Here is an 11,880-nt window from a genome sequence, read left to right as displayed (position 1 = left end):
CCGCAATTTTTGAAAAAATTGAGTAAACTTTTTTGTTTTTGGGAGGATAATTTAGCGTTAGCTAAATTTCAATCCCCGACCGACACTCCGCTAAACCATAATTTTCTTACACTTTGAATAAAAATCGTAAAAAATAATTCTCTGTTAAACAGCAAAAATCCGACCTCATAATGAAGTCGGATTTTGCTGTTTATTTATTTGAGCTTTGCATTAAGCTAAACCGCATTTTTCGATAAAGTCGTAAAGACCTTTCTTGTTATTCTTAATCATCTTTGCTCTGATGTTGAACATCATAATTGTGAGGAGTGTAAAGATAATTGCAATTGAGAGAAGAACGATTGTTACTTCAAGGATATTGCCGTTACCTGAAATTGTACCTCTGAATGCGTCAACAGCATAGCTGAATGGCAACCACTTGTGAATTGTAGCAACGAAGTCGCCTGAAATTTCGATTGGGTAAGTACCTGCAGAACCTGCAAGCTGTACAACCATGAAGATAAGCATTAAGAAACTGCCTACCTTACCAAGCCATACATTGAAGAAGTAAAGAATTGACATAAATGCGATTGCGGTAATTCCTGCTACGAGGAATGTGTTTAAAAGCTCGGTAGGTTCAAAGTGTAAGAACAACTGGAGTGAACCTATCATTGCATAAGCGGCAACAAGTGCTACGAGATAAGCAATGCCTGCTTTGCTTAGCCACCAAGAGAAGCCTGACTTGATTGTGCCATGGTGCTCGGTGAGAGGATACATAATACAGAATGCTATGCAAAGTACCCACAAGCCAACGCACATCATATAAGCCGCCATTGCGTGACCGTTATTTTCTACATTTGAAATCTTAGTTTCGTTTGATTTTACAGGGCTTGAAATCATTTCATATACTGCATCGTCGCCCTTGTTTTCGTCTATTGTCTTTTGTCCGTCTTCAAGACCTGTCTTTAAGGTGTTTGCACCGTCCTTAAGGTCTGAAAGTCCGTTGCCGAGTGTAATCGAACCGTCATAAAGCTGACCTGCGCCGTCGTTAAGTGTTACTGCACCGTCGGCAAGCTGATTAGCACCGCTTGTAAGTTTTGAATTGTTTGCTGTAAGTGTAGCAAAACCGTTTGTAAGTGTTTTTGTACCATTGTCAAGAGTTTTAGTACCGTCTGCAAGAGTCTTAGTACCGCTCTTTAATTCGTCCGCACCGCTGTCAAGTGATTTAGCACCGCTTGAAAGCTGACTTGCACCGCTTGAAAGCCGACTTGCACCTGAATTTAATTGAGCCGAATTATCGTTAAGCTGTGTAAGTCCGCTACCTACCTGTGCAACACCGCTTGTGTATGATGTAAGACCGCTTGATAGCGACTTAGCACCGTCAGATACCTGTGAAATACCTCCGTCAAGAGTTGACATACCCGGAATAATCTGAGTATCAAGTGCGTAGCTTACATTTGCAAGACCGCTGTACATTCCGTTTACGGCTGTCTTAGCGCCGCCGAGAACCAACTCTTTGTTTTCGTTAAGCTCTGCAACGCCGTTCTTAAGCTCGGTTACCTTTGAAAGTGAAGGAGTAACCTGCTCAAATACTGCGCCGATTGCTGTTGCGTCATTTGCGGCAGATGTAACATTTGCCGCAAGGCTGTCTGCAATTTCCTTTACCTGAGCGGCTGTCTGTAAATCACCGCTTGCCTGCAACTGAGCTGCAAGCACATAAAGTGATTTTGCATTGTCGCCTGCATTTGTAAGGCTGTTTGTAAGATCGGTTTTAACAGCATTGAGAGCTGCAAGCTCTTCCTCGCTCGGAAGTGAAGTGTTCTGCAATTCATCGTTCATCTTGCCGATAGCTGCCGAATAAGTATCAAGTCCGCCGCTTAATTCGGTGATTTTATCCTCGCTCGGCAAACCGTTTTTTACGGTACTGCTCATCAGGTTTAAACCTGCAAGAAGCTGTGAACTGCCCGATGAAAGCTGTTCGTTGCCTGCGGTAAGCTGCTGTGCGCCGGCTGTAAGTGCCGAACTGTTTGCGTTAAGTGCAGCCGCACCGTCATTAGCCTGTTTTACACCGTCTGTATAGGTTTTTAAACCGCTTTCAAGTGTTTTTGCGCCGCTCTCAAGAGTGGCTGTACCTGATGTGAGAGTTTTTGTACCGTCGGAAAGTGAATTTGCACCTTCATTAAGTTTTAAAGCACCTGTAAGTAAAGATGTAGCACCGTTTGCAAGTGTGGTTGAACCGTCTGAAAGCTGATTTACACCGTCAAGGTAAGATGAAAGTCCAACCTTTAATTCGCTTGTGCCGTCTTTAAAAGTAAGTGTACCTTCCGACAAAGTTTTTAAATTATCTGAAATAGTTTTGTTGCCGTCAGCGAGTTTTTCTGTGCCGTCATAAATTTCGCCTGCACCGTCTGCGGCGTCTTTCATACCGTCACCCGCCTCGGAAATCTTATCAAAGATTGTTTCGGCATAGGTCTTTGTGACCTCCTGAGCGACCGATGTCTTGATTTTTTCAAGAGCGGTTTCGCTCATTTTCATTGCTATATAATTTGTACCCGGATTTGTCTTGTAGTCAAGTTCCATCTTCTTTGGAACTGTGTCCATAAGAGTGGTAGCGTTTTCAGAGAAATTCTTTGGAACGGTGATTACCATATAGTAAGTACCGTTTTTAAGTCCACGCTCGGCTTGGTCTGCGTCTGTAAAGTTAAAACACAGCGAGCCGTCATCCTTGAGCTTGTCAACAAGTTTTTGACCTACATTAAGGGTTTCGCCCTCATACTCGACCGGTTCGTCAAGGTTTACCACTGCGACAGGCAATTCATCGAGTTTGCCGTATGGGTCCCACATTGAACCGAGGAAAAGCGTGGTGTAAATTGCAGGGATTGCAATGATGAATACTAATACAATCATCAGTATCTTGTTACGCCACAGGCTTTTCCATTCCTGCTTTACCATAACAGTATTCTCCTTTCTTTGCACTAATCAACTCCGTTGTTATTAAACTATATTATATATTTTAATAGATAAGGTGTTGATTTTCTTTGCGATATATATTATAATATCTATAAAAGAAACATTCAAGCATTAAAATTAACGCTTATGTTTAATAATAGACATTTGATGTAATAATGTTGAGGATTGGTGAATAAATTATGGCAGTACGAACAGACAGGCGTGTAAGAAAAACAAAGGCGGCGTTGAGGCACGGACTTGCGGTACTTACAAAGAAAAAAAGCATAAAGGAAATCACGGTAAAAGAGCTGGTTGAAGAGGTTGATATTAATCGTTCGACTTTCTATCTGCACTATACCGATATATACAGTATGGTGGCTGAACTTGAAAGCGAGCTTTTGGAGGAATTTAAGAATGCAATAGATTTGTATCCGCCGACAAACAGTGAAGAAGAGATGTGCAGATTCTTTGAGCACATTTATAATATTTTGAATGACAACCGTGAAATCTGCGTTGCTCTTGTAAGCGAAAACGGTGACATTTCTTTTATCCGTCAGGTCGAAACCTTTGTGTCGGAAAGGATAAAGAAAATATTTGAAAGCGGTATGGTTAAAAATTTGTATGATGTAAGATATGTTTTTGATTTTTGCATTTCCGGCGGTATGGGACTTTTCAAGCATTGGCTTACCGATGAAAACGCTCTTGAGCCTGCGCATATGGCAAAGATTACCACGGATATGGTTGTGGGCACTTTAAAGAGCTTTGACAATAACTTTCGGGTGTCGGATTATTCAAAAATAAAGCTTTGATTTTTGCGTATTATATAATGTATAGTAAAATCGACTGCGAAAATTTATATACACAGGAAAATTTTGCGTAAAAAGAAAGAAAATCAGAGTTTTTTTCTTAAATCTCTTGCATTTTTTGAAGTTATATGCTATTATAATTGACATATGACTGATACTTTAAGGAGGTGGGACAATGCCAAACATTAAATCTGCAAAAAAGCGTGTAAAGGTTATCGCTACTAAGACAGCTCAGAACAAGGCTGTAAAGTCAGCTTTAAAGACAGTTATCAAAAAGGCTTACTACGCTGTTGACACTAATGCTGCCAACAAAACAGAGGCAGTTAGTCTTGCTATGAAGAAAATCGACCAGGCAGCAGCTAAGGGTATTATGCATAAGAATACAGCTGCAAGAAGCAAGTCATCTCTTGCAAAAAGACTTAATGCATCTGCATAAGTTAAAGATTTTGAATTGCAACCTTAAAAGCAGAGATTTTTCTCTGCTTTTTTTGTTTTTATGTTGACATTTTTTTGAAAAATGGTAGAATATATTTAGATAATACGCATATAATATTGCCGTTAATTTAACATAATCGGGAGGAATAACATATGAAAAAGAAACATTTTTGGCTCATAATCAGCATTATTTCGGCGGTTGCCGTAGCTTCTGCTGCGCTTACAGCTTTCTTCATTGTTAAAGATAAGCAGAAGAAAGACGATGAAGAGCTTATGGAGTACCTCGACAGCTCTATTGAATAAAATTCTTAAAGGTCATCCGCTTGGGTGACCTTGTTTGTTACGGAGTGATTTTGTGATACAACACGAGCTTGACAGACTTTTAAAAGAAGCTAAGGGCAATAAAGAGTTGAAAGAAAAATTAATTGCCACAAAAAATGCGGAAGATCCCGTATCCGAATTTTGCTCGCTTTGTCAAAGTCTTGGCTATGATATAAAGATAGGCGAACTGTTTGCCTGCGGTCAGGATATGAACGATTCAAAGTTAAGAAGCGTGAACGGCGGCGGAGTAAACGGAATTGACGGTTGGGACGATACCTATGAGCAATTTTTCCTTACTCTCGAATGGTGCAAATAAAAAAGCAGGGATTGTGCCCTGCTTTTGTTATTGATTTTAACTTATAAGTGCTGTATAATAAAGATGTAAAGAAACGGCTTTAGCTGTTTCGCTGACATGGGTTAATTTTTATGACTAACCGCTCTGTATTGCGACTACAGGGCGGTTATTTCTTTCTTATGTTCTTTATGATTTCATTTACTGCTGTCAAAGCAATAGCAAATGCAATTAAGTATGTAATACTCTCGACCATAAAATATAACACCCCCTTTCGCAAGGGAGCTGAAACAGCCGCCACCGTTTCTTTACATTTGACATTATAACAAATTTTTTAAAGCTGTTCACCGAAAAATTTTGTTACACACCGTTGCTTGCAAAATGATAATAATATTGCAATTTTTCGCCATATGTGGTACTATAAATGATGGATAGTATTCGCTTTGAAACTGTACCACTTTATATTTTTACTATTATCCGTTCGCCTGTATCCGCTCGGAACAGGACTATACGGAAAGCGGTACGGGATTTACTTAGTTTTTGTAAATCCTTTTATTTCTTTTTAGCGGTATGTTCAAATACTTTTAAGGAGAATTACCAATGAAAAAAACTGTAACAACATTTGCCAAAGCTAAGCAGTCGGGAGAAAAGCTTACAATGCTTACCGCCTACGATTATTCAACTGCAAAGCTTATGGATGAGTCCGGTGTAGATGCTATTTTGGTCGGCGATTCACTGGGTAATGTAATTTTAGGATATGACAGCACGGTTGCCGTTACTATGGAAGATATGATTCACCACGGTGCGGCGGTTGCAAGAGGCGCAAAAGAGGCAATGGTAGTTGTGGATATGCCGTTTATGTCATACCAGACCTCTGTTTATGACGCACTTGTAAATGCGGGCAGACTTATGAAAGAGGCTAACGCAGGCGCAGTAAAACTTGAGGGCGGCGAAAGTGTTTGCGAGGCAATCAAAGCTATTACACAGGCAGGTATTCCTGTTATGGCACATCTCGGACTTACTCCGCAGTCTGTAAATGCTTTCGGCGGATTTAAAGTTCAGTGCAAGGACGAGCTTTCCGCTAAAAAACTTGTAAAAGACGCTCTTGCCGTACAAGAGGCAGGCGCTTTTGCGGTTGTGCTTGAGTGCGTTCCCGCAAAACTTGCGGAATATGTTACAAGTATTCTTGATATTCCGACTATCGGTATCGGTGCAGGCGCAGGCTGTGACGGTCAGGTGCTTGTATATCAGGATATGCTCGGAATGTTCAGCGACTATACACCGAAATTTGTTAAGAAATATGCAGATGCCGGTACATTTATGCGACAGGCATTTACCGATTATATAAACGAAACCAAGTCAGGTGCTTTCCCAAGTGAAGAGCATTGCTTTAAGATAGATGAAGATGTGATGGAAAAGGTTATGGAGGAAGAAAAATGATTAAGCGTACAGGTTCTGTTGCAGAAGTAAGACAGCAGGTTAAAGAATGGAAAAAGCAGGGACTTACAGTAGGTCTTGTGCCGACAATGGGATATCTTCATGAGGGTCACAAGAGCCTTATTGACAGAGCAGTAAAAGAAAATGACAGAGTAGTTGTAAGCATTTTTGTAAACCCTATTCAGTTTGCTCCGAACGAGGATTTGGAAAGCTACCCGAGAGATATTGAAAAGGATACCGAGCTTTGCACAAATGCAGGCGCAAGCCTTATTTTTAATCCGACACCCGAGGAAATGTATCCGAACGGCTTTTCTACAAATGTTGTAATGAATAATCTTACAAAAGAACTTTGCGGCAAAACAAGACCGACTCATTTCGGCGGTGTTTGCACAGTTGTAAGCAAACTCTTTAATATTGTTGCTCCTGACAGAGCGTATTTTGGCGAGAAAGACGCTCAACAGCTTGCTATTATTAAGAGAATGGTAGCAGATTTGAATTTTGACATTGAAATCAAGGGCTGCCCGATAGTTCGTGAGGCAGACGGACTTGCAAAAAGTTCAAGAAACACTTATCTTTCAGCCGAAGAAAGACAGGCGGCACTTGTGCTTAGCAAGAGTATTGCACTCGGCAAAAAGATGGTTGAGGACGGCGAGCGTAACGCTCAAACCGTAATTGATGCTATGAAAAAGTGCATTTCGGCAGAACCGCTTGCAAAGATTGATTATGTAAGCGCAGTTGATGCATTGAGCATTACACCGATTGAAACATACAGCGGTTATGTGCTTACCGCAATTGCCGTTTATATCGGCAAGACAAGACTTATTGACAACTTTATTGTTGACATCGACACACTGTAAGCGTGTTTTCAGAAAGGGAGAGAGTTATGACAGTTACAATGCTTAAAAGTAAAATTCACCGTGCAACTGTTACTCAGGCAGAGCTTGATTATGTAGGCTCAATCACCATTGATGAGGCATTAATGAAAGCGTCGGGCATAATGGAGTACGAAAAAGTACAGATTGCCGATGTAAACAACGGTCAGCGTTTTGAAACCTATGTTATTGCAGGTGAGGAAGGCTCGGGTGTTATCTGTCTTAACGGCGCAGCGGCAAGATGTGTGCAAAAGGGCGACAAGGTAATTATTATGAGCTATGCTCAAATTGACAATACAAAGGCTTTAGAGCATAAGCCAAAGGTTGTGTTTGTCGACGACGACAACCGCATTACAAGAATTACATCATACGAAAAACACGGTCTTTTAAAGGATATGGAGGACTGAAATGTTTAAAGGCAAGAACATAATTCTTGGTGTGACAAGCAGTATTGCCGCTTACAAATCGGCAAATGTTGCAAGCGCACTTGTTAAAAAAGGTTGTAATGTCAATGTGCTTATGACTGAAAATGCAACAAATTTTATTAATCCTCTAACCTTTGAGGAGCTTACAAAGCACAAATGCATTATTGATACTTTTGACAGAAATGTTCAGTATAATGTTGCGCATATTTCTCTTGCTGTAAGTGCTGACGCATTTATAATTGCGCCTGCATCCGCAAATGTTATCGGCAAAATAGCAAACGGAATTGCAGACGATATGCTTACTACCACTGTTATGGCATGCAAGTGCCCTGTTATTATTTCGCCTGCCATGAATACAAATATGTACGAAAATCCAATTGTTCAAGACAATCTTGCAAAACTTGAACGATTCGGATATATTATAGTTCCGCCTGCCGAGGGCAGACTTGCCTGCGGTACAATCGGTAAGGGCAAAATGCCCGATGAGCAGGTGTTGCTCGACTATCTTGAAAGAGCTTTGTCGGATAAACAGGATTTCAAAGGAAAAAGGGTGCTTGTTACCGCAGGCCCTACTCAAGAGAGTATCGACCCCGTTCGCTATATTACCAATCATTCTTCGGGCAAAATGGGTTATGCCGTTGCAAGACAGGCCATGCTTAGAGGTGCGGAGGTTACTCTTGTGTCGGGCAAGGTGAATTTACCGCCTGTTCCTTTTGTAAAAATGATATATATAACCACTGCAGAAGATATGTACAATGCGGTCACTGCGGAATTTGAAAATACCGATATTGTTATAAAGGCAGCGGCGGTAGCTGATTTCAGACCAAAGCGGATTGCAGACGATAAGCTGAAAAAAGCAGACGGAATGGACAGCATAGAGCTTGAACCGACAAAAGACATATTAAAAGAGCTCGGAAAAAATAAAAAGAATAGGTTTATTTGCGGATTTTCGATGGAAACCAAAAATATGACCGAAAATTCAAGAAAAAAACTTGAAAATAAAAACCTTGATATGATAGTTTGCAACAACTTAAAGGTTGAAGGTGCAGGCTTTCAGGGTGACACGAATGTTGTTACCGTTATAGACAAAACGAATATAACAGAACTTGGTATAATGTCCAAAACAGAGGTTGCGGACAAAATCCTTGACAGAATCGCAGAAATTAATAAATAATAATTTAAAATAAGATTTTCAGATTGGATGATTTTTATGCACGAGAAAATAGTTGAACTTCTCTCTCAAACAGAAGATTATATTTCCGGACAAGAGCTTTCGACACAGCTCGGAGTTTCCCGTCAGGCCGTATGGAAAGCCATAAACACTCTCAAATCACAGGGATATGTTTTTGACTCGATTACACGCAAAGGCTACAAGCTGGTTGCGTATCCGGAACATCTCAACACATATGCGGTAAAATCACATCTGAATACAAATCTTATCGGTAAAAATCTTATTGTTCTGGATTCGGTAACATCTACAAACGATTATTTAAAAACTCTCGGTGCAGAGGGCTGCGAAAGCGGAACTTTGGTTGCGGCAAGAGAACAGACAAAAGGCAAGGGCAGACTTGGCAGAGTATGGCAGACAAAGAAAGATGACGGAATTGCATTTTCTTTTCTGTTTCGTCCCGACCTTGCGCCCAATGAAATTACAGGTATCACACCGCTTGCAGGTCTTGCGGTGTGCAAGGCAATAAGGGATTATACAGGCATTGACTGCAAAATCAAGTGGCCTAACGATATTATCACCGGACATAAAAAACTTGTGGGCATACTTACCGAACTAAGTGCTGAATTTTCTGCGGTTGAATACACAATTACGGGTATAGGCATAAATGTTGAGCATACGCAGTTTCCGCAGGAAATTGCGCACAAAGCTACATCAATATTCCTTGAAACAGGCAAGCATATCGACCGCAACGAGTTTTTGGCGGTTGTTATCGAATATCTTGAAAGAGAACTTTTGACTAATGATTTACGACTTACCGAAAAGGCTCTTAAAGAATACACTTCGCTCTGTGCAACTATCGGCAGAAATGTCAGTTTTTTCAGAAATTCACAGCAGCTGAACGGAGTAGCTGAAAAAATTGACAATAACGGCGAGTTGGTCGTAAAACTTGAGGACGGTACTCTGCACACAGTAAATTCGGGCGAAGTTACAGTGCAGGGAATCTATTAATTGGAGGAAGAGATGCCGATATACAAAATAGCCGACCTTAATATTGAGATAAACCCAAAATATGAAAAAACAAGCAAACAGCTTGCAGCTTATATCACAGATGAAAAGACGGCTGACTTTTGTGTTGAGGCAGAGCAAAACGAGATTGACAGATTGGTTGCCGGCGGCGGAATTGATTACCTTAGCGAAAGCTGTATAATCAATACCTTGGTTTGCAGAGAAATTCTTGACAACTATGACGGACTTTTCTTTCACAGTTCGGCTTTAATGTTCGACGGCAAAGCATATATCTTTTCTGCACCGAGCGGAACGGGAAAATCCACACACACTGCACTTTGGCAAAGGCATTTTGGCGGCAGGGTGCAGATGATTAACGATGACAAACCGATAATCAGAAAAAAAGGCGGAGTTTTTTATGTTTACGGAACTCCGTGGATGGGCAAGTCAAATATCGGAGCAAATATTTCTGCACCGCTCGGAGCGGTGTTCCTGCTTGAGCGTGACAGAGTAAATTATGCCGAAAAGGTAAGTGCGGGAAAAGTTTTTCCGAAACTGCTTGAGGCAACTTTAATTTCCAAAAAACAAGACAGAATGAGCAAAATTCTTGAATTGTACGACGAGATTTTCTCGGCTGTCGATTTGTATTCATTGCATTGCACAATAAGTGACGATGCGGTTACGGCGGCATACGACGCAATTTGTAAATAACGCTTATCGAAAGGAAATTACTATGGATTTTGAAAAAGTAGTATCTGTTAAAAATATGAGAGAAAGTGACGCCCGCACAATTGCGGAGCGTACCCCTTCGGCAGAGCTTATGATGAGAGCGGCACAGGGCATTTTTGATAAAGTAAAGTTTGCGGGAAAAACCTGCGTTGTATGCGGCAAGGGCAACAACGGCGGCGACGGTTATGCGCTTGCGTGTATTCTTGCAAGACATTCGATGGCTTGTACAATTGTGAGAGCTGTTGAAGGCTTTTCAAAAGACGGACTTTATTATTATCAACTTGCAAAATCACTGGGCGTTAATGAAATATCACTTTATGAGGCAGGCAATTTTGAGGGATACGACATTGTTGTGGATTGCCTGCTCGGTACAGGATTTTCGGGCAAGGTTGAGGGTGAAATTGCACAGGCAATCACCCAAATAAATATGACTCCTGCGTATGTTGTAAGCGCCGACATTAACAGCGGCATTAACGGCGACACAGGTTACGGCGAACTTGCGGTAAATTCAGACATCACAGTGTCTATCGGCAGTCTTAAGACGGGACTTTTCCTGAATGACGCACCGTATTATATTGATTCGCTTACAAATGCCGACATCGGCATTGAACTTTTGCTTGACGAGTACAAGCTGATAGATTACGATAATCTGGAACTTTTTGAGGGATATAATTCGGAGGTATATACAACCGAAGAATTTATGGAGAAGTTTAATTATTCTCCCGAAACCTGCAACATTACCGAAATCGTAGCAGAGATGAGCGTTAAGAACAAGAAAACAATTGTTGTAAAGACAGAACATTCGGCGGTTATTGCAGATGTAAAATATGTGTATTTCTGCGCCGATTATATAAGAAATTAATAATGCCTTTATTTTGGCTTTTGTATATTGCAAAACATAAAAGCGTATGATAAAATAGCTTTTGAAAGGGATTGATGTTATGCGAAATTTAATGCAGAAATTTGCAGTTTTTATGCAGGGCAGATACGGTACAGATAAGCTTAACAACTGCCTTTTTGTGCTGTTTCTTGTGCTATGGTTTGTAAATATCTTTGTGTTTGCACCGATACCGACGCTGATTATTGACGCCTTTGAAATTGCGATAATTGTTATTACCGTGTTTCGTTCGCTTTCACGCAATATCTCCAAAAGAAGTGCGGAAAACCGAGCTTTTATGCCTGTTTACAATGCCGTTACAGGTTGGTTTAAGCTGACTTATAAAAAAATCCGTGACCGCAAAGAATACCGTTACTTAAAGTGCCCTATCTGCAAGGCACAGCTTAGAGTACGAAATGTAAAAGGTAAACACAGAGTTCACTGCCCTAAATGCGGAAGTGAATTTGATAAGAAAATATAACCGATAAAAAGCCGCTTGTTCAGAGCGGCTTTTTTGTTTGTACTGCTTTTGCCAAAAGTTGGGGTAATTTATGGTTTGGCTATCGTCAGATTGCAAAAACATAT

At 40.7% G+C, this 11,880-nt stretch carries 13 protein-coding genes; 12 read left to right on the top strand and 1 reads right to left on the bottom strand.

What is annotated here, in order from left to right:
• Positions 1-210: 210 nt before the first annotated feature.
• A complete protein-coding gene (locus AAAY30_RS10450; protein ID WP_499215757.1) occupies positions 211-2,928 on the bottom strand; it encodes a YhgE/Pip family protein in 2,718 nt (905 codons plus the stop codon).
• A 197-nt stretch (positions 2,929-3,125) separates the two neighbouring features.
• Here AAAY30_RS10450 and AAAY30_RS10445 point away from each other — a divergent pair, with 197 nt between their 5' ends.
• The 12 genes from AAAY30_RS10445 (at position 3,126) to AAAY30_RS10390 (ending at position 11,776) form a co-directional block, all read left to right on the top strand.
• Positions 3,126-3,734: a TetR-like C-terminal domain-containing protein gene (locus AAAY30_RS10445; protein WP_022234006.1), complete on the top strand. Its 609-nt coding sequence runs from the start codon at positions 3,126-3,128 to the stop codon at positions 3,732-3,734.
• Positions 3,735-3,906: 172 nt separating this feature from the next.
• Complete coding sequence (gene rpsT, locus AAAY30_RS10440; RefSeq protein WP_022234005.1) at positions 3,907-4,167, top strand: 30S ribosomal protein S20; 261 nt, start codon at positions 3,907-3,909, stop codon at positions 4,165-4,167.
• Between the two features lie 152 nt (positions 4,168-4,319).
• A complete protein-coding gene (locus AAAY30_RS10435) occupies positions 4,320-4,469 on the top strand; it encodes a hypothetical protein (protein WP_022234004.1) in 150 nt (49 codons plus the stop codon).
• Positions 4,470-4,521: 52 nt separating this feature from the next.
• On the top strand, positions 4,522-4,803 hold the full coding sequence (locus AAAY30_RS10430) for a hypothetical protein (RefSeq protein WP_186935532.1): 282 nt from the start codon (positions 4,522-4,524) through the stop codon (positions 4,801-4,803).
• A gap of 576 nt (positions 4,804-5,379) precedes the next feature.
• Positions 5,380-6,219 carry a 3-methyl-2-oxobutanoate hydroxymethyltransferase gene (gene panB, locus AAAY30_RS10425; RefSeq protein WP_022234002.1) on the top strand — a complete coding sequence of 280 codons (840 nt, stop codon included), beginning with the start codon at positions 5,380-5,382 and terminating at the stop codon, positions 6,217-6,219.
• Positions 6,216-7,073 (top strand): pantoate--beta-alanine ligase, encoded by an 858-nt coding sequence (panC, locus tag AAAY30_RS10420; RefSeq protein ID WP_207735309.1) that lies wholly within the window; start codon positions 6,216-6,218, stop codon positions 7,071-7,073. Before panB ends, panC begins: the two co-directional genes overlap by 4 nt.
• A gap of 26 nt (positions 7,074-7,099) precedes the next feature.
• Positions 7,100-7,495 (top strand): aspartate 1-decarboxylase, encoded by a 396-nt coding sequence (panD, locus tag AAAY30_RS10415; RefSeq protein WP_022234000.1) that lies wholly within the window; start codon positions 7,100-7,102, stop codon positions 7,493-7,495.
• A 1-nt stretch (position 7,496) separates the two neighbouring features.
• The gene (gene coaBC / locus AAAY30_RS10410) at positions 7,497-8,687 is read left to right on the top strand and encodes a bifunctional phosphopantothenoylcysteine decarboxylase/phosphopantothenate--cysteine ligase CoaBC (RefSeq protein WP_022233999.1); all 1,191 of its coding nucleotides are present in this window, start codon (positions 7,497-7,499) and stop codon (positions 8,685-8,687) included.
• Positions 8,688-8,723: 36 nt separating this feature from the next.
• Entirely contained in the window at positions 8,724-9,692 is a 969-nt protein-coding gene (locus tag AAAY30_RS10405) for a biotin--[acetyl-CoA-carboxylase] ligase (RefSeq protein WP_499215758.1), read from the top strand.
• Between the two features lie 12 nt (positions 9,693-9,704).
• Complete coding sequence (locus AAAY30_RS10400; protein ID WP_412122341.1) at positions 9,705-10,400, top strand: hypothetical protein; 696 nt, start codon at positions 9,705-9,707, stop codon at positions 10,398-10,400.
• A 22-nt stretch (positions 10,401-10,422) separates the two neighbouring features.
• Positions 10,423-11,280, top strand: coding sequence for an NAD(P)H-hydrate epimerase (locus AAAY30_RS10395; protein ID WP_022233996.1), 858 nt, complete (start codon positions 10,423-10,425; stop codon positions 11,278-11,280).
• 79 nt (positions 11,281-11,359) lie between these two features.
• Positions 11,360-11,776, top strand: coding sequence for a hypothetical protein (locus AAAY30_RS10390; protein WP_022233995.1), 417 nt, complete (start codon positions 11,360-11,362; stop codon positions 11,774-11,776).
• The last annotated feature ends 104 nt before the right edge of the window (positions 11,777-11,880 follow it).

Source organism: Ruminococcoides bili, assembly GCF_040093295.1.
GTDB classification, from domain to species: Bacteria; Bacillota; Clostridia; order Oscillospirales; family Acutalibacteraceae; genus Ruminococcoides; species Ruminococcoides intestinale_A.
This window is presented reverse-complemented; position numbering and strand designations above follow the sequence as displayed.

What these genes read in the sequence shown, in the direction of transcription:
- AAAY30_RS10450 (WP_499215757.1), bottom strand. Translation starts at nt 2,928, where the DNA reads ATGGTAAAGCAGGAATGGAAAAGCCTGTGGCGTAACAAGATACTGATG.
- AAAY30_RS10445 (WP_022234006.1), top strand. Translation starts at nt 3,126, where the DNA reads ATGGCAGTACGAACAGACAGGCGTGTAAGAAAAACAAAGGCGGCGTTG.
- rpsT (WP_022234005.1), top strand. Translation starts at nt 3,907, where the DNA reads ATGCCAAACATTAAATCTGCAAAAAAGCGTGTAAAGGTTATCGCTACT.
- AAAY30_RS10435 (WP_022234004.1), top strand. Translation starts at nt 4,320, where the DNA reads ATGAAAAAGAAACATTTTTGGCTCATAATCAGCATTATTTCGGCGGTT.
- panB (WP_022234002.1), top strand. Translation starts at nt 5,380, where the DNA reads ATGAAAAAAACTGTAACAACATTTGCCAAAGCTAAGCAGTCGGGAGAA.
- panC (WP_207735309.1), top strand. Translation starts at nt 6,216, where the DNA reads ATGATTAAGCGTACAGGTTCTGTTGCAGAAGTAAGACAGCAGGTTAAA.
- panD (WP_022234000.1), top strand. Translation starts at nt 7,100, where the DNA reads ATGACAGTTACAATGCTTAAAAGTAAAATTCACCGTGCAACTGTTACT.
- coaBC (WP_022233999.1), top strand. Translation starts at nt 7,497, where the DNA reads ATGTTTAAAGGCAAGAACATAATTCTTGGTGTGACAAGCAGTATTGCC.
- AAAY30_RS10405 (WP_499215758.1), top strand. Translation starts at nt 8,724, where the DNA reads ATGCACGAGAAAATAGTTGAACTTCTCTCTCAAACAGAAGATTATATT.
- AAAY30_RS10400 (WP_412122341.1), top strand. Translation starts at nt 9,705, where the DNA reads ATGCCGATATACAAAATAGCCGACCTTAATATTGAGATAAACCCAAAA.
- AAAY30_RS10395 (WP_022233996.1), top strand. Translation starts at nt 10,423, where the DNA reads ATGGATTTTGAAAAAGTAGTATCTGTTAAAAATATGAGAGAAAGTGAC.
- AAAY30_RS10390 (WP_022233995.1), top strand. Translation starts at nt 11,360, where the DNA reads ATGCGAAATTTAATGCAGAAATTTGCAGTTTTTATGCAGGGCAGATAC.